This window comes from Halomonas sp. ATBC28, from assembly GCF_005937175.1.
Lineage (GTDB): Bacteria > Pseudomonadota > Gammaproteobacteria > Pseudomonadales > Halomonadaceae > Vreelandella > Vreelandella titanicae.
The window spans coordinates 1-19007 of sequence record NZ_VCQL01000016.1 but is presented as its reverse complement, the minus strand read 5'-3'; the positions used below and the strand labels follow the sequence as shown (position 1 = coordinate 19007).

19 protein-coding genes are annotated in these 19007 nt (G+C 53.2%); 10 read left to right on the top strand and 9 right to left on the bottom strand.

Annotated features, from left to right (window positions below):
- Positions 1–2: 2 nt before the first annotated feature.
- On the top strand, positions 3–539 hold the full coding sequence (locus E0L35_RS17675) for a nitrous oxide reductase accessory protein NosL (RefSeq protein ID WP_244317871.1): 537 nt from the start codon (positions 3–5) through the stop codon (positions 537–539).
- 32 nt (positions 540–571) lie between these two features.
- Here E0L35_RS17675 and E0L35_RS17670 read toward each other — a convergent pair whose 3' ends face one another.
- The 3 genes from E0L35_RS17670 to E0L35_RS17660 all read right to left on the bottom strand — a co-directional run bounded on the left by E0L35_RS17670 (position 572) and on the right by E0L35_RS17660 (position 2029).
- Complete coding sequence (locus E0L35_RS17670; protein WP_138801006.1) at positions 572–958, bottom strand: SirB2 family protein; 387 nt, start codon at positions 956–958, stop codon at positions 572–574.
- A gap of 11 nt (positions 959–969) precedes the next feature.
- A complete protein-coding gene (locus E0L35_RS17665; protein ID WP_244317870.1) occupies positions 970–1377 on the bottom strand; it encodes a ribonucleotide reductase subunit alpha in 408 nt (135 codons plus the stop codon).
- Between the two features lie 82 nt (positions 1378–1459).
- Complete coding sequence (locus E0L35_RS17660) at positions 1460–2029, bottom strand: hypothetical protein (RefSeq protein WP_249362156.1); 570 nt, start codon at positions 2027–2029, stop codon at positions 1460–1462.
- 176 nt (positions 2030–2205) lie between these two features.
- Here E0L35_RS17660 and E0L35_RS17655 point away from each other — a divergent pair, with 176 nt between their 5' ends.
- The 5 genes from E0L35_RS17655 (at position 2206) to E0L35_RS17635 (ending at position 8686) form a co-directional block, all read left to right on the top strand.
- Positions 2206–4104: a type IV pili methyl-accepting chemotaxis transducer N-terminal domain-containing protein gene (locus tag E0L35_RS17655; protein ID WP_138801004.1), complete on the top strand. Its 1899-nt coding sequence runs from the start codon at positions 2206–2208 to the stop codon at positions 4102–4104.
- A complete protein-coding gene (gene narL / locus E0L35_RS17650; RefSeq protein WP_022523562.1) occupies positions 4104–4772 on the top strand; it encodes a two-component system response regulator NarL in 669 nt (222 codons plus the stop codon). The genes E0L35_RS17655 and narL overlap by 1 nt, the downstream gene beginning before the upstream one ends.
- 238 nt (positions 4773–5010) lie before the next feature.
- Positions 5011–6603, top strand: a complete 1593-nt coding sequence (locus E0L35_RS17645) for an antiporter (RefSeq protein ID WP_138801003.1) — start codon at positions 5011–5013, stop codon at positions 6601–6603.
- 72 nt (positions 6604–6675) lie between these two features.
- Positions 6676–7134: a universal stress protein gene (locus tag E0L35_RS17640; RefSeq protein WP_022523564.1), complete on the top strand. Its 459-nt coding sequence runs from the start codon at positions 6676–6678 to the stop codon at positions 7132–7134.
- 58 nt (positions 7135–7192) lie between these two features.
- Entirely contained in the window at positions 7193–8686 is a 1494-nt protein-coding gene (locus tag E0L35_RS17635) for an MFS transporter (protein ID WP_022523565.1), read from the top strand.
- Between the two features lie 90 nt (positions 8687–8776).
- Here the strand turns inward: E0L35_RS17635 and E0L35_RS17630 are convergent, their stop codons facing one another.
- Together E0L35_RS17630 and E0L35_RS17625 are read right to left on the bottom strand one after the other, a co-directional pair.
- On the bottom strand, positions 8777–9097 hold the full coding sequence (locus E0L35_RS17630) for a carboxymuconolactone decarboxylase family protein (protein WP_039858439.1): 321 nt from the start codon (positions 9095–9097) through the stop codon (positions 8777–8779).
- Positions 9098–9256: 159 nt separating this feature from the next.
- Positions 9257–9673 carry a MarR family transcriptional regulator gene (locus tag E0L35_RS17625; protein WP_039858438.1) on the bottom strand — a complete coding sequence of 139 codons (417 nt, stop codon included), beginning with the start codon at positions 9671–9673 and terminating at the stop codon, positions 9257–9259.
- Positions 9674–9800: 127 nt separating this feature from the next.
- Here E0L35_RS17625 and E0L35_RS17620 point away from each other — a divergent pair, with 127 nt between their 5' ends.
- Positions 9801–10367: a YIP1 family protein gene (locus tag E0L35_RS17620; protein ID WP_138801002.1), complete on the top strand. Its 567-nt coding sequence runs from the start codon at positions 9801–9803 to the stop codon at positions 10365–10367.
- Between the two features lie 82 nt (positions 10368–10449).
- Here E0L35_RS17620 and E0L35_RS17615 read toward each other — a convergent pair whose 3' ends face one another.
- Together E0L35_RS17615 and E0L35_RS17610 are read right to left on the bottom strand one after the other, a co-directional pair.
- A complete protein-coding gene (locus E0L35_RS17615; RefSeq protein ID WP_081742519.1) occupies positions 10450–10881 on the bottom strand; it encodes a DUF488 family protein in 432 nt (143 codons plus the stop codon).
- A gap of 318 nt (positions 10882–11199) precedes the next feature.
- Positions 11200–11778 (bottom strand): hypothetical protein, encoded by a 579-nt coding sequence (locus E0L35_RS17610; RefSeq protein WP_212751699.1) that lies wholly within the window; start codon positions 11776–11778, stop codon positions 11200–11202.
- 166 nt (positions 11779–11944) lie between these two features.
- Here E0L35_RS17610 and E0L35_RS17605 point away from each other — a divergent pair, with 166 nt between their 5' ends.
- The 3 genes from E0L35_RS17605 to E0L35_RS17595 are packed head-to-tail and all read left to right on the top strand — an operon-like array spanning position 11945 to position 15122.
- Positions 11945–14062 (top strand): AAA family ATPase, encoded by a 2118-nt coding sequence (locus E0L35_RS17605; protein ID WP_138801001.1) that lies wholly within the window; start codon positions 11945–11947, stop codon positions 14060–14062.
- A gap of 32 nt (positions 14063–14094) precedes the next feature.
- The gene (locus E0L35_RS17600) at positions 14095–14475 is read left to right on the top strand and encodes a gamma-glutamylcyclotransferase family protein (RefSeq protein ID WP_138801000.1); all 381 of its coding nucleotides are present in this window, start codon (positions 14095–14097) and stop codon (positions 14473–14475) included.
- A 2-nt stretch (positions 14476–14477) separates the two neighbouring features.
- A complete protein-coding gene (locus E0L35_RS17595; protein ID WP_171051188.1) occupies positions 14478–15122 on the top strand; it encodes a poly-gamma-glutamate hydrolase family protein in 645 nt (214 codons plus the stop codon).
- A gap of 98 nt (positions 15123–15220) precedes the next feature.
- Here E0L35_RS17595 and E0L35_RS17590 read toward each other — a convergent pair whose 3' ends face one another.
- Complete coding sequence (locus tag E0L35_RS17590) at positions 15221–18019, bottom strand: DEAD/DEAH box helicase family protein (protein WP_212751698.1); 2799 nt, start codon at positions 18017–18019, stop codon at positions 15221–15223.
- Between the two features lie 10 nt (positions 18020–18029).
- On the bottom strand, positions 18030–18773 hold the full coding sequence (locus tag E0L35_RS17585) for a DNA methyltransferase (protein WP_138800998.1): 744 nt from the start codon (positions 18771–18773) through the stop codon (positions 18030–18032).
- Positions 18774–19007 lie beyond the last annotated feature (234 nt).

Below are 19007 nucleotides of genomic sequence, written 5' to 3'. Positions count from 1 at the left end.
CCATGCCCGCCCTGCTGCCCATTCTGGCCCTTATTATTTTGCTCATGGCCGGTTGCAACAATGCCACTGACAGCGCCGAAAGGATGCCGCCTCAGCCTATTAGCGGCGATGACATCTGCCATGTATGCGGTATGTTTATCACCGAATTCGAAGGCCCCAAAGGTCAGGCATTTATGCAAAGCCACAGTGACGCGCGTAAGTTCTGCTCTACGCTGGAGATGTTCGTTTTCCTCCAGCAGCCCGAAAATCAGACCCAGCTGCGCCATGCCTATGTACATGATGTCGGCGTAACACCCTGGGAAGCACCTAAAGACGATGCCTTTATCCCTGCAGCAGACGCTTGGTATGTGGTCGGCCATGATCGGCGCGGCAGCATGGGCCACACCCTTGCACCGTTCTCCAGCCATGAGCGTGCCGCGCAGTTCGCAGCAGTTCATGGTGGCGAGATAATCACCTATGACGATATCGACCTGGAATTGCTCGCCCGGCTCGGGCGCCACGGAGGGAGCGGCCATGCCGCCCACTCAATGGCGCAATAAAAGTGAGGAGTGAGGCAGAAAGTAGCCGCAATTCAGGCTAGCCAGGAAAGCGGGCTGTGATGTATGGCAGCCCCCACCATGTAGGCGAATATGGCAACCGCCACTAACGCAGCAACAGCACGTGCCCTTGGCGTTGCACCGCGCTTAATCGCAATGGTGCCAATACCGATATAGGCCAGCAGCGCCAGTAGCTTGGCGCCAAGCCAAGGAAGCTGCCAGGGCCATACGGAAAGCAATACCATCAAAGTCACCCCCAGCCCCAACAGAGCCGTATCAATAAGATGAGGCAATACCTTGACCCAACGGGCGTTGAGCCGCGGGCTTTCCTGCACCGACCACCAGGCGCGCACTACGAAGAGCGTGATGCTCAGCGCAGCGGCCGTCATGTGCAGGTGCTTGATGAGGAAATAGTGCTCCATGGTAACCGTCCCTAGCCGACGTTAACCGCATTGCCGTGATGGTCGAAGGCAAGATAGGCGGTGATATTACCCATTTGCAGCGACTCCATCATACGCTGGAGCTGCCGTTCAACCTCAGCGTCATCTTTTGGGTCGTCCATGGCAGCTGTGAAAACTAGATCCCATTCGATCTCGGTACGGCGAGACTCCTCGACCAACGCCGCCATGCTGGTCAATTCCTCCGTCGACTTATCTACGCATACCACAGGCACCAACACACCCCCTTCACCCTGTTCGAAGCGACGACGCTGGTCAGCATCAGGGAAGTCGGGCAGCTCTGCGCGAACGAACACAAACAGCAGGCGCTGAGGCTTAGGTTGTTTACGCGCTTCCTGCAGTAAATCGGCAAACGTGGCTATGGTCATCAAAACTGTGGTCATAAAATAGGCCTTATCGCTAGTGGTTTAGAATCAGAAGGTGAGAGAGTAGGTAAGAATGAACAGGTGAGACTCATAGGCGGCGTTACTCGGGTGACTCTACGAAAAGCCACAGCAGCAGCATTACCATAAACAGAGGGATCAACAGGCTAAGTGGCGCCGCGCGCCAACCATAGGCTTGGACTACCAGAGGTGCCATCCGCAAGGAAAACCCTACCCCCGCCGCTAAAGCCAGAAAAAGGGCGACACAAAGACTCACCCAACGACCAGGCATCCAGCCTTTAGCGTGGACGATGCCCGTCGTAATCACCGCACCTCCCAGTCCAAGCCCAGCCCCCACTAACAAAAACTCCCACGGTCGGCTAGCCATCCCAAACCCGCCCAGCGCCAACGCTAGCCCCAGTAATAGCCATTGCATCAAGCGGCAGGTGTCTCCCCGCCTGGCGATATACCAAGCCGGCCAAGCCAACAGCACACCGCTACTCAACGGTACCAGCACATAGAGGGGTTGTTTTGCGAGCAGGGCATAAAGTGTCCAGCCAGCCACCGCTAAAGCGCTTGCCAGCGGCATCAGCAGCATGGCTACCAGCAACTGATAACCATTTACTGGCTGTTTTGATGTCTCCAACGTGGGAGGCGGCACAGATGATGGCATGGCGTTTCCCAGCGAGGGTATAAAGACATCGGAAGACATGTAAGAATTGTCTGTAAATACTGGGCGTAGGTCAAAAGGCATCGGAGGTAGACCGGCTAACCCCAAAGGAATAGCCCTCGTATCGAAATGCAGACAGTGCCACACTCCCTTACCTCTTCCGCGCTATCGGAAATGCCATGAAATTACTTCAGCGCTCCCTGGTTGCTCGCATCATTGCGTCCTTACTTGCCATTAGCGGGATGGCACTCATCAGCATCACCCTGACCATGGCAATGTCTAACAGCAGCCGTGGCGATGCTGCCGCGATTAATGTCGCTGGCTCACTACGCATGAATGCCTATCAAATCATGGGAGCATTGCAACGCCTGGAGTATGCTCCAGAGGAGACAAGCGCAGAACAGCTCGAAGGACTGATTTCGAGCTTCGATCAACGTTTGTATGGCAGAACGCTTCAACAAACGATCCCCATCGATGATCGTCACGAGCGCCGCCGTCAACTGGAAAAACTTCAGATCTACTGGCAGCACACGCTTCGTCCGGCACTAGAGGCACCGTCCCCAGCCACTGCGCTTGACCTCGATACGCTAGAAATGATGATCGTGGCGATGGTCAATGACATTGAAGTGCTGGTGACCTATTTGGAAGAGAGCACTGAGGCCAAGGTGCGGCTGCTGGGGATGATGCAAGTGCTCTTTCTGGTACTGATCGCTATAGTGGTCTCGATCGCCCTCTACGATGTTCGCTTCAATCTGGTAGTTCCTTTGCGTCAACTGATGGTTCTGGCCCGCGAGGCGGCACAGCGTAACTTCAAGCCACGCTCCGAACTCCGCGGCAGCGACGAGTTGGCTTTGTTGGGCCATACCTTTAACAAGATGTCTGCCGAACTGGCAACAAGCTACGCCGCATTGGAAGACAAGGTGTCGCGCAAGAAGCAGGAGCTTGAGCGCAGCAATCAGGCGCTGCAGGTAATGCACGATGCCAGCCGCTCGCTGTATGGAGGCGGTAACGACCTCTGTTCTAGCGCAGCGCCCATGTTACGCGAACTGGAAAAGCTGCTGGATATCGGGCCAATACGGCTTTCCCTAAACGACCCTTTCGACCAACGGGAAATGCCGGTTTTAGAAACCCACTCGCGTACCCGACCAGAGTATTGCCGTGACCAGGATTGCCACGCCTGCCTGATCGATCCTCGCCCCTTGGAGATGGTGGCCAATAACCAGTCACAGTGCTTGCTACTGCCTATTAGCGTAGGCGATACGCTGCTAGGCACCCTGGAGGTGTGGTATCCCCAGGAGCGGCTCAACGATAGCACCCGTCGGCTGCTCACCATGTTAGCCGACCAGCTCGCCACGGCGGTGTATCTGCAGCGGCGTATCGAGGAGCAGCAACACGTTACGCTGATCAACGAGCGAACCATCATTGCGCGGGAACTTCACGACTCTCTAGCGCAATCGCTCTCTTATCTCAAGATGCAGGTCGCCCGACTCGAACGCATGCAGCAGAAAGAAGCTACCCGAGAAGTACAGTCTGCGGTATTCGACGAGCTGCGTACCGGCTTAAACAGCGCCTATCGTCAACTGCGTGAGCTACTCACCACCTTCCGACTCAAACTAGAGGGGCCAGGGCTGCAATTTGCCTTACGCCAGACCGTCGATGAGTTTAGCCAGCGCATGGGGGTAACGGTCGAGCTTGACTACGATGTGCCGCCTTACCTACTTAACCCCAATGAAGAAATTCACGTGCTGCAGATCATTCGCGAGGCGTTGGCCAATACCCACAAGCATGCCAAAGCCCACTGGGCTGGGGTCACTGTGCGTTTCGCCGATGCTCGCCTGCTAGTGCGTATTGAGGATGACGGCATAGGCCTGGAAGACGATAGCTCGCCACCTATGCACTACGGTTTGGTGATCATTCGCGACCGTGCCACTACCCTGAACGGGGAGCTGAGCATCGCCAATCGTCCCGCAGGAGGTACTGGTATTGAGATACTCTTCACTCCGTTGACCGCTCGCTTAATTCAGCAGCAACCTGTTACGGCTGCCTCCGACTCTCACTTAGGTACAGGGACTTCTTAATGACGCTGACCACTGCCAACGATACACCCGCCAGTCTGATGATTATTGACGACCACCCGCTACTACGGCGTGGCGTGATACAGCTGCTTGAATTAGAAGACGACCTTGAATTGGTTGGCGAGACGGGCAACCCGGAAGAAGGTATTGCACTGGCCCTCAAACTTGAGCCTGACCTGGTTTTACTTGATTTAAACATGCCGGGCGTCAATGGCTTAGAAGCCTTGCGCCGCCTACGGGAAGCCAACTATAGCGGCCGTGTGGTGATGTTCACTGTTTCCGACCATGAGGATGATGTTGTCGCCGCACTGCGCAACGGTGCTGACGGTTACCTGTTAAAGGATATGGAGCCTGAAGACATGGTTCGCCAACTGCGTCAGGCTGCTTTGGGGCGCATGGTCATCAGCGAAAGCCTGACCGCCCTACTCGCTGAAGCCCTGCGTAATCAGCGCAATGCCCCCACCACCCCGGATATTCATAGCCTAACGCAGCGTGAACGCGAAATTCTGCAACAGCTTGCTGGCGGACTCTCCAACAAGCTTATCGCACGCAAGCTGGATATTACCGAAGGCACGGTCAAGGTTCACGTCAAGCATCTGCTCAAAAAGCTCAACTTACGCTCACGTGTCGAAGCTGCCGTCTGGGCAGTCCAGGAAGGTATCGATCACTAATCGATTCTGTGTGGTTACCTCTAAAGACTCCCAGAATACTTTTGCTCTGATCCGCCTTTACCTCCTCTCGATTTTTTCTGTTAAAAATCAATGAATCCAGGCTTTTCAGCGACTACCTCTCAAGAGGTATGTCGCTGTTTTTCATGCTATTTCCACCTATTCCCCAATTTCTTCCTCCAGCGTATCTTGCTTTCTAACTGCTAGATGCAGATAGGTTTGATGCCAAGGGGAAATCGCCATGAGCAAGAGAAATGCCGACATTGAGAAATGGAATGTCGAAGACGCCCAATTCTGGGAACAGGAAGGCAAGCACATTGCCAACCGCAATCTATGGATATCCATTCCCAGTCTGCTGATGGGATTCGCTGTCTGGATGATGTGGGGAATGATTACCACCCAGATGCAGAACCTGGGTTTTTCGTTCACGGTTAACCAGCTATTTTCACTGACGGCGCTTGCCGGTCTAGCAGGTGCCACCCTGCGCATCCCAGCATCGTTCATGATCCGCATCGCTGGCGGGAGGAACAGCATCTTCCTGACCACCGCGCTATTGATGATCCCCGCAGCCGGCACTGGTATCGCCTTGATGAACCCAGGCACGCCGTTCTGGGTATTCCAGGCTTTGGCGCTACTTTCCGGTATCGGAGGGGGTAACTTCGCTTGTTCAATGAGCAACATTTCCACTTTTTATCCCAGCAAGCAGCAAGGTTACGCCCTGGGAATGAATGCAGGCCTTGGTAATTTCGGCGTCACGACCATGCAAATTGTCATCCCGCTGGTAATGACCGTCGGCATTTTCGGCGCTATAGCCGGTTCGCCGATGGAATTGCAAAGCGCTAGCGGTACGTTGATCGGCAGGATCGAAGCAGGTACCGATACCTGGATCCAGAATGCTGGCTTTATCTGGCTTGTATTCCTGGTTCCATTAGCGTTCGCCGGTTGGTTCGGTATGAACAATCTTCGCACTATTACGCCCAACCCTGGTTCGCCGCTGGCGGCTTTCAGCAAAATATTGGGCCTCTACGGCGTCGGCATGGTAACTGCCATCGTCGGCATGCTGGCTCTCAGCTGGCTTAATATGTGGGTTGCCCTACCGCTAACCATTGTTCTGACTCTGTTGTTCTTGCGCCTGATTCCTGGCGACATCAAGCCCAATATCCAGAAGCAGTTCGCAATATTTTCCAATAAGCACACTTGGTCAATGACCATCCTCTACATTCTGACCTTCGGTTCTTTTATCGGCTTCTCTGCAGCCCTGCCGCTCTCCATCAACGTCATCTTCGGCAACATGATGGAAGCCACTGCCGATGGCACGCTGATTCGCGTGGCCAACCCAGAGGCGCCCAGCGCTCTAACCTGGGCCTGGATAGGCCCCTTCGTGGGCGCCCTGATCCGTCCGCTGGGCGGATGGATCTCCGACAAAGTGGGTGGCTCCATCGTCACCCAAATAATCTCTGCAATCATGGTGGTCGCCTCTATCGCCACCGGCTACGTGATGATGCAGGCCTATAACGCCACCGACCCTAATCAATTCTTCTGGCTATTCCTGCTGCTATTCATTGTGTTATTCGCCGCCAGTGGTATCGGCAACGGCTCTACCTTCCGCAGCATCGGGGTTATTTTCGACCAGCAGCAGAAAGGCCCGGTACTTGGCTGGACCTCAGCCGTCGCTGCCTATGGCGCCTTCATCGCCCCGCGGGTAATGGGCGAGCAAATCCAGGCCGGCACACCGGAACTTGCCATGTACGGCTTTGCGGTCTTCTACGCCATCTGCCTGGTCATCAACTGGTGGTTCTACCTACGCAAAGGTGCCTACGTTAAGAACCCCTAAACAGGGCTTGCTTGTTTACGCCCGGAGCCAAGCTCCGGGTCTTCACCCCCTACCCCAATGCGGGAGGACACCATGAAAATCATGATCGCCTATGACGGTTCGCGAAACGCCAAGTTGGCTCTCGCTCAGGTCGTCAACATGTTCCGCTGCAACCAACCTCTGCTGGTACTGGTCGGCGTGGTGGAGAATCCACTCGACGCTACCGATAACAACGAGGCGCTTTTTCAGCAGGAGCACGATGAGGTTAAACGGCACCTTCAAGAGGGTGTGGCATTCGCCATCGGCGAGGGCTTCCAAGCCGAGCAGCTTCTAGCCGAAGGGGATGCGCGCAAGATGTTGCTGCAGGCCACTCGCAAACTCTCGCCAGACCTACTGGTCATTGCCCGCCATAGCCATCAGCCGGACGGCGGCATCATCGCCAAATCGTTGACTTATTTTGTTGATGAACTCGACTACATGACTTTCGGCAGCGTCAGCTCGTTCCTGGCCCGGCGCGCCGAGTGTCCCTTGTTGATCCTACCCAGCCCTTGAGCAGCCCTTACCCCTCCTTTTGGTACAAACCACCTTTGGGACACAGGACGATACGACCATGAAAGTTTCCGCTGTATTCAAGTTTCGCAGCCCCGAAATTCGGGCCTTGCACCTGACCTGGATTGCCTTCTTTATTACCTTTTACGTGTGGTTCAACATGGCGCCGCTCGCGTCGAGCATGCTCAAGAGCGTCGACTGGCTGACCACGGATGATCTCAAACTATTCGCCATCTGCAACGTCGCCTTGACCATTCCCGCCCGCATCATAGTCGGCATGGCGCTGGATCGATTCGGCCCGCGACGGGTGTTCTCGGTGCTCATGGTCACTATGGCGCTACCGGCGTTGGCGTTTGCTTTCGGTAACAGCATGACGCAGCTGCTGGTGGCGCGCCTGGTACTGAGCTCGATTGGCGCCAGCTTCGTGGTCGGTATCCACATGACGGCGCTGTGGTTCAAGCCTAAGGACATCGGCTTCGCCGAAGGCTTCTACGCTGGTTGGGGTAACTTCGGCTCCGCCGTAGCCGCCATGTCGCTGCCAACCATCGCCCTGAGCATGTACGGCGGCCCCGATGGCTGGCGCTGGGCAATCGCCCAAAGCGCTATTGTTATGGCCGCTTACGGTGTTTACTACTGGTTCGCGATTACCGATGGCCCGGATGCCCAGGCTCACCGTAAGCCACGCAAATCCGCTGCCATGGAAGTGAGCTCCTGGGGCGATATGATCAAGCTGATCATCTGGACCATCCCACTGGTCGGCGTACTCGCCATTCTGGTCTGGCGTATCCAGTATATGGGCTATTTATCAGTTACTGGTGCGACCATCGCTTATCTAGCCATTATCACGATCGTCATCTATCAAATTGTCCAGATCCTGCGAGTCAATCTACCGATCCTGCGTAAGGGTGTACCGGAGGATGATAAGTACTCGTTCAACAGCGTGGCGGCGCTTAACAGCACCTATTTTGCCAACTTCGGCGCTGAACTAGCAGTGGTATCGATGCTGCCCATGTTCTTTGAGGAGACCTGGGGCCTGAATGCCGCTACGGCCGGCCTGATCGCTGCATCATTCGCGTTCGTCAATCTGGTGGCGCGCCCCATGGGCGGCATGGTTTCCGACCGCATGGGTAACCGGCGCTTTGTGATGCTGTGCTACATGTTTGGCATTAGCGTTGGGTTCTTGCTGATGGCCATGCTCAATTCGAGTTGGCCACTGATCCTGGCCATTGCGGTGACCATCGGCACCTCGATTTTCGTACAAGGGGCCGAGGGGGCAACCTTCGGTATCATTCCCTCCATCAAGCGCCGCATCACTGGGCAAATCTCGGGCATGGCCGGCGCCTACGGTAATGTTGGCGCGGTGGTTTACCTAACCATCTTTACGTTTGTCACACCGTCGCAGTTCTTCTACATCATCGCGACCGGCGCCTTCATCAGTTGGGTTATCTGCCTAGTGTGGCTCAAAGAGCCAGAAGGCGCTTTTGATGACGAGTACTACGTCTCTTCAGTCGATAGAGACATCGAAGAACAGGCACTGCAGAGTGCTAAGCGCTAAACGGTCGGAACATCTGTAGCATCACGGCACTGTTCGCGTCGATTGGACGGACAGTGCCTCTAGAGTAAAAAGAGCGCCCCCAGATCGCTCTTAATCAGGATCCGTGATGTCCTCAATCCAGGTTAAGGCCGCCACAGCAGTCGGAAATCCGGTGGTAGGAATCGCTAACATGGCTACTTGTTTCAGTTCCTCGGCACTCACGCCTTCCTCCAAGGCACGACGCACATGGGAGTGAACGGCCCCTTCGGAGCGTGCCCCTATGGCCAGCGAGAGTTTTATCAAGCGTCGGCTACGTTCATCAAGCGGCCCAGCTTCAGCACAGGCTTTGCCCAAAGCGGCATAAGCTTCCCATATCTCAGGATACTGGTTTGCGACATCTCCGGCTCCAGAAGGCAAATCATGCTTTGTCATAGTGCAATACCTTAACGATAAATTGAAGTTCACAGTATAGAAGTACAGCAACTAAATGCCACACACCACACTTAAGAGCTAAACACAGCAATCGAACCAAGCATTATTAATGAGGACATTCGATGTATATTGGCTATATCCAACTTCTTAAGCTCTGCATTAAGTGGACTTATGCCAACCCGGAAATGGCGTCTCTTCCTGCAAATGACGCAACTCAGGTTGATGAGCTTCAGCGATTTGCGTTACCCGATTCACGCCCTCTTCCAATAAATGCACTTCTATTTGGCGGCGATCCTCGCGCCCTTGCCGCCGCACAACCAATGATAGCTGCTCACAGCGATCAACTAGCGCCACCACCCCATGATGTTTTGATTGAAGCCGTTCCGCTAGCTCCCCCACCGTCGCCCAGTCTCTTCCATGGAAACCACGAAGATGTAGCAATAGTTGATACTGCAAGGGCGTCAGCCCATAGCGGCGACAGATATCTTCACTATGGCGAAGAAAGCAACGCAACCGGTAACGAAATTGCGACAGCCGCTCAAAGTCGCTTTTATCAAGTGTCTGAGGGTTATTCATTTTTCCAATTCTCTTTACCACATACTCGGCTATTGCTGACTCGCCAATTTAGAGCGCTTTAAAAAAATACAATATCACACCATGATACAAATAACCATTGAGATTACACCTGCAGGGGGGATCTGAAATGAGAGCACTCACTTTTCTCAAATTACCATTCAACCATCGTGAAGGCTGGAAAGAGTTACAGGCATCTTCCCCCTCCATTCCTTTACTAGCGTGGCTGGTGGTGTTACCCATGTCGCTCTTGCCGCCAGTAATGCTCTATTATGCGGGCACCCATTACGGCGATGCATTTATGGCGGGCTTTGCTGACCGAGAGTGGCGTTTTATCACGACAATTATTTTCCTTGCAGAGATATTGAGTTTTTTCGTTATCGGCTGGGTAATCTACGCTGTAGTCAATGGAACTGATGAGCTATCTATCAGCTATCAAGATGCCTATTTACTTGCCACACTTGCACCACTACCATTATTCGTCGCTTCATTGGCACTATTGGTACCCAGCTTACTTTTCAACGTAGTGGTTATACTTAGCGGGCTGGGCATCTCTTGCAGCTTGATTTACCACGGCTTACAAGCACTCTGCACCCATCAAAAGTTTGATGTTGCTACTATTTCAGCCACTTACACCATTATGGCTGCCAGTGCTCTGGGGTGGGGTATTTTGTTTGCTGTTATCTGGGCTTATTAAGCCATGAACGTTAGGCGCACTGGCCTACCGGGGCACCAATCCAGTCATCGTCAGCCAAATGATGACGCGTTAAGCAAACGGTCTAACGTTGAGAAGTGGGTAATGTGTGCGCCAGGCAGGGCGATGAGCAAAATTCACGATCACTGGCGTCTTCCTCTTCGAGCGCTGATAGCACCAGCTCTTTGATTACTGGAAGGTGGGAATCTTCAATTTCACGAGCGGCGGTTAGTAGGGTAACTCGCCCCGCTCGTGCGAATCTCATTAAAGGCAGTAGCTTATCAGGACATGCCTTCAGCTCACGCCTGTATCGCTCAAGAAAGAGTGATTGACTGATTTTTTGCTGTCGATACTGACGGCATAATTGAGACGCAGGCGCTATCTCCGGGTACCACTCATTCAGTGCCAGGAAACTGGGAGACAGCCCGCTAGGACATAATCGATCAACCAACACCCGAGTGCCGTCGTGATCCTCTATCGGCGCATATATACGCTTTAGCATGATTTCATACGACATCGTTTATATACCTCCGCCAGCGCGCACATGGCTTCAGCGAGTAAATCTATGGCTCTTCGTCATTCGGTATGGAATTATTTTTGACAGTCTGACAGTTAACCTGTGGGAGGTAGCTTTAGCTCGCGACCGTTTAGGCTGCCAGCCTGACAACACCGGGGTACCTTCGGTACCCTTCGCCGAAGTGTCGGATCACCGCTGGAAGCGGCCTCACCGTGCAACGGCGGCATCAGTTTACCGCTACATTCATCCGCCGCAATCTTTTCAACTAAACATGGAATGATGAGATACCTTGTCGTTCTTTTTCAACCTATCGCAAATTCAACCTATCGCAAAAGTTGCATTGCGGTGATTTGCCGCAATAAGCTTAAAGGTGCCAGCACCGACAATGTGATTCATTACGCTGACATCTCTTTTAGTGGAGGTATCTTCCTCCAGCGCCCGATGGTAAAAAGCACTAAATGCCACTAAGCCTTCCCCCCAGGTAATTTCTCTTGTGGGGGCCACAATCGCATTACAGAACGACTTATGAAAGTCAAAAACGGCTTCAACCCCCTTCCCGATATCGCAGCTTGAAAAACAGAGGCACTTCCCTTTGAGCTTAGGCCAAGCCATCTCATCGAAATCTTGCCAAGTCACAAAGCCATCATCTTCGTCGCCAAAATCATACGATGTAAGCGTGAAACCATCGTCTGAACCGTGCCCACTAAAATGAACATAAGTGACGCTATCCCTAGCAGCATAGTCCAGTGCTTTCTGTAGCTGCTTTCGATTGCATACATTGAAGAGCTTAGCGCGGACGTTTTCTAGCTTTAACACATGCTGCAAAGACTCCCCTTCGCTACGTCCATCAAAAATGTCGCTGGCACTTCTCGATTCAATGATAACCACTTCCACCATGTTCGCTTCCATATTTTAGCTAGTTATAAGTAGTAATCTAGCATCCACTATCTCGCTTGCCACTTCCAGCTTTATCACACTGACTTGATCAGCCTCCCCACTATGCGACACAGAACGACGCACTAGGGCGTTATAATGAGACGAGTGAGCAACTAAGGAGTCGGCCATGCAGTGGGAACACATCCTAGACGTGAATGCAGCATCCGCAGCCGATGCGATAAACGACCCCCAGGAGCGCCTCCTAGCGCAATTAATTACAGTGCGAACGGTGATGTTTCAGGGCAAGGATTGTGGGTTGGATGACATTGACTGGCAGAGCCTCTTTAGCTGGCTAGGCATCAAAGTACCCAAAGACGCTGAAGGAAGCCATCACTATGGCGATTACTCTCCTACCCTTAAACGCTGGTGGAAACGCACTTCGGCTGCGCTGGATACAACGACCCCTATACACAACACGCTTTCCATCCTATGCGAACATATCGCTAATCTACTGCAGCTCAGTGTGCTAGAAACACGCCTGCTAATGCTCACCTGGCTGAGACTGCGCTACCCGCAGATGAACCCGGTGCTAGCGTGTGTAGAAGACACGCGAACAAAAAAACTGTTGGCACAACTGACTGGTCACAACAGTGACGAGGTGCATCTCTGCTTACAGGAACACGGTCGCCTATTAATGTTGGGGCTACTTTCCTACCAGCATAACTTACGCACGCTGGATCTCGATGACAGCCTAACAGCAGGCCACATGCTGCTTAGCCTGGCGCCGCTGGTCAACCACGATGTCAAGGCTCTCTCATCCAGTGCGCTGCGAGGCTTTATCACTGAGCGCCTGATGAGCCTGTGCCCCACACAGCCACCGGGGGCATTTTCACTGGCAAGCTTTGACGCCGTTCCCCTTCGCCAATTGACCGTTGATTATTTACGCCAGGCGCTCGACACCCAGCAAGCGGGCGCTAACGTGTTGATCTATGGCGAACCCGGCGTGGGTAAGACCGAGCTGGTGAAAGCATTAGCGTCGCTGTTGAGTGTGCCACTTTACGGCGTGCCAGTGGTCGACAATAACGACGAGATGCTCACACCAAGTAAGCGTTTAAGTCGCTACCAAGTGGTGCAAAAGCTTATCGATCAGCGACCTGGACTGATCATGTTCGACGAGATTGAGGATGTCATCAACGATGAGGAGGCGCTACCCAAGGGCTGGATGAACCAGCTGCTGGAGAACAACTCCACACCTGCCCTGTGGGTGAGTAACAGCGTGCACTGGCTTGATCCCGCTTATCTACGCCGTTTTGACATGATTATTGAGGTAAAAGCCCAGCGCGGCGAGCAGGCCAAAGCCCACTATTGCCAGTTGCTCAACGAGCTACCGGTGACACCTCAAGGGCGCCAGCAGCTGGCACTACAACCCTGGATGACGCCCGCTACCGCTCATCAGCTATGCCGTTTAGGGCGCTTGTTCAACCCACGCACCCCAATACGTAATGAACAGCATATCGACACGCTTATGACCCATCGCCTCCGTGCACTAGGAAAATCGCTTCCCCGCCACCAGCCCGATAAGACACTTGCCACAGGGCCCACCATGCCCGTCTACCGTATGGAGTGGCTGAATACGCGCCCAGGGCTTGAGAACATTGTGCAGCGGCTAACCCGTCGTCAGAACGGCCGCTTGTGCTTGCATGGGCTACCCGGCAGTGGAAAGACCGCGCTGGCGCAACATTTAGCCAAGATTTTGGGCCGCGAGCTGATCACTGCCCATGCCAGCAGCCTGCTGGACAAATACGTCGGCGGCACAGAAGAGAAGCTTGCTGCGCTATTTGCGCAGGCGCGGGAAAAAGGCGCCGTACTGCTGCTGGATGAAGTCGATACCCTGCTCATGCAACGCGAAAACAGTATGCAAAGCTGGGAAATTTCTCACACCAATGAGCTATTGGTACAGATTGAGAATTTTGACGGCATTTTGCTGGCCACCACCAACCGCGGGGATAGCCTGGATCGCGCCGTCATGCGCCGCTTTGATCTCAAGGTGGAGTTTTTGCCACTTGCACCCGAGCCGTTACGTGATTTGCTCAAGGAAGTGCTACCCGAGCGTGACCACCAACGACTGGCGACTGTTCCGACAAGTCACTTAGCTCAACGCTCCCTTACCCCAGGGAATGTGCGCACCGCACTAGACCAACTCGATTTACGCGGGCTGCCTATTCGCTTGAATACGCTGATGGACGCCCTGACCCTGGAAGAGCGTGAACAGCACGGCAAGCGTCAGCCAATAGGGTTTGTGTAACGAAGCCACTGATAAGGGAAGGAAATAACACCATGGATCACTTGCAACGCGATATACAACGCTGCCCTCGCGTCGCGGTGTATGGCACGCTCAAGCAAGGTTGCCACAATCATTTTTGGCTTGAAGGCGCGACCCTGCTAGGCCGTGGCCGTCTAACTACCCTCACCCTCTATGACCTTGGTCCTTACCCAGGGGCCAAAGCAGAGGTGTCCACTGGCACGGTGGTCGAGGTCTACGCCATCAACACCGAACAACTCGCCTTGCTGGATCAGTTGGAAGGCTACTTCGCGCATGCTCCACTTCAAGGACTATATAACCGTGCTATTTTTCCTACCCTGCACGGTGAAGCGTGGTGTTACCTCTACAACGCCGAGACTAAGAATGACACACGTATCGAGGACGGGGAATGGTAAGGATGCGTTTACAGCCCTTGCTCGGACGCTTGACCATTTGGCTACGCCGAAAGGGGTGGATTCGCCAGCGTGGCGACCGCTATAGCAGCTTTGCGGCGCTGGAAAGCGGGCAACCTAACGGGGCATTTTCGATTGAGACTGTGGATCGTGGCTCACCGATCACCATCATGGCCATTCATGGTGGCAAAATAGAGCCGGGTACAACGTCACTCGCTAAGCGAATCGCAGGCGATACGTTTAACTATTACAGTTTCAGCGGCCACAAGTGGCGCCACAACTGGGATTTACACATCACCAGCACGGCGTTTGACGAGCCTATCGCCCTGGCACTCGCAAGCCGCTCGGCTGTAGTGGTCACGCTTCACGGTTGCATGGGACGCGGCGCTATTGCCTATACCGGCGGCGATAACGTTGAACTCCAGCAACAGCTTGAAGCTGAGCTGAACCGCGCTGGTATAAAAAGCCGCCCGCATCCTATTTTTCACGGCCGTGGAAGCCACAATATCTGCAACCGGGGCCAGCAAGGTGGCCTTCAACTGGAGCTAAACCCGCGGCTACGCCTCTGCCCTTTTACATGGCGAAAACGGCGCGTCTTCATTGATCGTGTGCGGAAAGTGCTGGGCAACGGTGATAACCCTGACGACTAGGCTCAAGCCCACCGCTTAACTCATAAATCAAAGAACTTCCGCCCCAGCCACGCACACTTTATCGCCGCTGGAGCGGAAAACCGCCGCCAGTTTCTTTGTTACTGAGACAACAAACCACTTAAACTGCTGACTTCCTTGAAGGTAACATCATCGGCCAGCTTAAAGTGCCTGTGCCCGCATTCAATCTTCAGGTGTTCGTTCCGGCGTAGATCGGCTTTGACCGTGCTGGATTTGGTTTCAGCGACAAAGTAGACGCGTTCTTCGTTTTCAAACACTACCGCCCAATCAGGGTTGTAGGAACCCAGAGGGGTGGCAATTTTGAACTTGCTCGGCAACTTGAAGAAAAACCTGACCCGTGGGTCAATCGAACACTCATGGGCAAATCTATTTTCTACATCGCTGTCGCTCATCACACAGTTGAAAGCGTCGCCCTTTGGGCCTTGAGTATCGCCATCCAGCGGCTGGGCTTCCAGCAGGGTTTTGTCTACAGGGGTTATCATGTCATCGCTAGTTTGCGGGTAGACGCTGCTCAGGTAGGTTTCTACGGGCTCATCAAACAGCGCCATCTCGTAGCGCTTGCCATTAATTTCATGGTACTGAATGCCTTCCACCAGCAATTCTTGCAGTACGGTTTTAATCGCAGCAATCACGGTATCCAGAAACGCCTGGGGGTTGATCAGCAGTTCATCCAGGCGATTGGACTGGTCGAGAACCGCAAATAAAGTGGAGCGTGTCAGGTGCACTCGGTTTTGAAGATAGGCGTAAACATCCGGCACCGGCACGTTCTGGTAACTGGCGTTACTTTCGTCAATGCCGGTTTCAACACCCTGAATACCTTCTTCACTCATGCGCAGCTTGGCTTTGCGAGAGCGCACTTTGGGCGTCTGCACTCTTGGGTACTGGTTCACATCCACCAGGGATTTCACGCATTTTTTAATCAACTCAGGCGTATCCAGCGTGACGCTGTAGCGGGTCTGGTAATTAATGCGCTGCCAGATCGCTTTGAACAGTGCCTCGTCTTCAGCACTCAACACCTTACGTTGCACTCGCGCCTTGGCGCGGGCGTTTTTCACACGGCCTTTGAAGCTGACATCGGTTTCTTCTTCAATTTCCTGCTGCAAGGTACGGGCAAATACTTCGTAACTTTCGTTGGGGATCACCGTGAGCACATTGATGCTTTTGTCGTGTACCCGCTCACCCTGCTGGTTCACCGCCAGGCGCAAGCCACGGCCAATCTCCTGGCGCTTTTTCATCTGGCTCTGGGTTTCGTTCAGGGTGCAGATCTGGAACACGTTGGGGTTATCCCAACCTTCCCGCAGGGCTGAATGGCTGAAGATAAACTGCAGCGGCTCTGACATATTCAGCAGCCGCTCCTTGTCCTGCATGATCAAGGTATAGGTATCGTCATCCTTTTTAGAACCGTGCTCTGTGCTATCCACCCATATTTTTTTTGCAGCGGCCCCTTTGCCTTTTTTATCTCCAGAGAAGTAGCCGTTATGCACCTCATTAGCGGTATAAGGAATCAAGCCTTGGTAGTGCGCCTTGGTGGCATATTTTTCAAAAGCCTCTTCAAACCACTGGGCAAATTTACCGGCTACATCGTTGCCTTCATCATCATAAGCGCGGTAATTGGCCACTTTGTCGATAAAAAACAGGCTCAGTACTTTAACGCCGAGTCCCTTGACCTTTTTCAGTTTGGCAAAGTGCGCGGCCACAGTGCGCTCGATCTGAAAACGCATTACATCGTCGCTTAGGCCGCCCTGCTGCTCGTTGAGTTTGAGTACACGCCCACCAGAAAACTCGATTTCCCCTTCATCCGCGCGTATCTCATTAAGAATAAACCCATCAGCATAAATCTCTCGCTGCTTGGACTTAGCGTATAAATCTTCCCCCAGCTTTAGCGTGGGTGATTTACGCTTAACGTCATTTTTTTCGTTAACGTCAATCGTTACCTTGGCGGTGACGCCTTTTGGCTTGGCATCAATACGCTCAAGCTGCACAAAGGCTTGGTTGTAGCTGACATCCGGCTCGACACCATCCACTTCGATCTGTTTGACCAAACCCAGGTCATAGGCTTGCACCGGGTCGAGTTTATACAGCAGGTTATAGGGATTTTTATGGGTGGCCGAATAGCGCAGAGTGCATAACGGATTGAGGTCACGTATGGCCTTACGGCGGATATCGGTTTCAAAGTTCTGCGGTTCATCGACAATAACAATCGGTTTCACCGTTTTGATATATTCAATCGGCGCGAAGGCTCTTTCGCCCTGCTGATTGATCTTATTGTTGTCTTTGGTGAAGCTGTCGATGTTGATCACCAGCACGCTCAGGGCATCGCTTTGGGCGAAGTGGCGCAGGTCGTTCAAGCGACTACTATCGTAGAGCATCGGCAGGCAGGGCACGTTGTTATAATCAGCGGCAAAGTGGCTGCGGGTTACCTCCAGGTTTTTCATGGTGCCTTCACGAATCGCTACACTGGGCACTACCACGACAAATTTTTTGAAGCCGTACACCTTGTTCAATTCGTACATAGTACGAATAAAGGTGTAGGTTTTGCCGGTACCGGTTTCCATCTCAATGGTTAAGTGTGGGCAAAACTCGTCGCTTACATGCCCCTCATCGCTCTTTACGGTCCAGCGGTCGGCCTGCAGCGCGGCAACTGCTTCAATAATGTTGTTTGCCTGCACCTTGTGTACGTTTTCCAGCACCTGTTTTTCCGTCAGCACCAGGGAATTGCCAATGGAGCCGTCACCGGCGTAGTTAACGCTGGCGGCGGAACTGACCAGTTCAAATTCACCTGTGGCCAGCGGCTGACCATCAAACACTTGCACGACCGACTGCACCGCGCGTTCCTGGTAGTCTTGATGGGTAAACTGCAGCGTCATCTTGTGTTGCATGCCAAGCTCCTTAAATTACCAGCAGGCTGATATCCTGCGCGGCCAGTTCAAGCTGCAGGTTACTGAGCTGCTCATCGCCTTGTGCCCCCACAAAACAGGCGTTGAGCATAATCAACTGGGCGGGGTTGGCCTTGAGAATCTCGTCGCGCAAGGCATCCACATAGGGTTCGAAACACAACCACAGGTAGCGGTCATCTTCCCGTAACACGCGGTGCACGGTAACGCCGCTGGCCAGTTTGCGCGGCTTACTGACGGCATGAACACCCAAGGCACCCAGGCCATTTTTAAGCAATAGCTCGGTGAGCATGGCGGTTTGCTCATCCGCGTGCTTTTCGGTGTTCTGCAGGGCATCTAGCTGCTGGCGAATGGCGCCGGGGTCGTTGAGTTCGCTGTTCCATACCTTGAAGTTGCTGGGGGCCAGGGTGAAGTGGGCACAGGCCAGACCTTCCGTTTTTTCCAGGTGTTCGGCTTTTAGTTTAGCGATGACTTTTTCGATGCGGCCACGGGTAATATCGGCAATAGTTCGGTAACCGGCCTTATAGGCTTCACTATTGTCTTCAAGTTTTTCCGGTAGCTGGACGCTAATGGACTGGCGGTTGCCGCCGTCTTCGGCGTTAAGTTCCATAATGGCATGCGCGGTAGTGCCTGAACCAGCAAAGAAATCTAGGGATAGAAAATCTTTGCCAACAATCATACTTGAAAGATATTTCATAAGCTCCACAGGCTTAGGGTAATCAGAAAAAGGAACTTCCATTTCAACTAACTTTGCTGTGGACTTTTGCGGACCGCCAAAGCCAGAAAGAAATGAAATAACATGACTAGGCTCGCCACGAACTTTAACCGCTTCTATTGCTCCATTAGGGAAGCTCTGAAAAAGTCACTGCCATCAGTGATAATACGGCTATCGTCAACTGCATAGGATTCAGTGCTGCCATGGATCAAATCACCTTCTCCGAAGCCGAGTACCAGAACAAGAAGAGAAAGACTC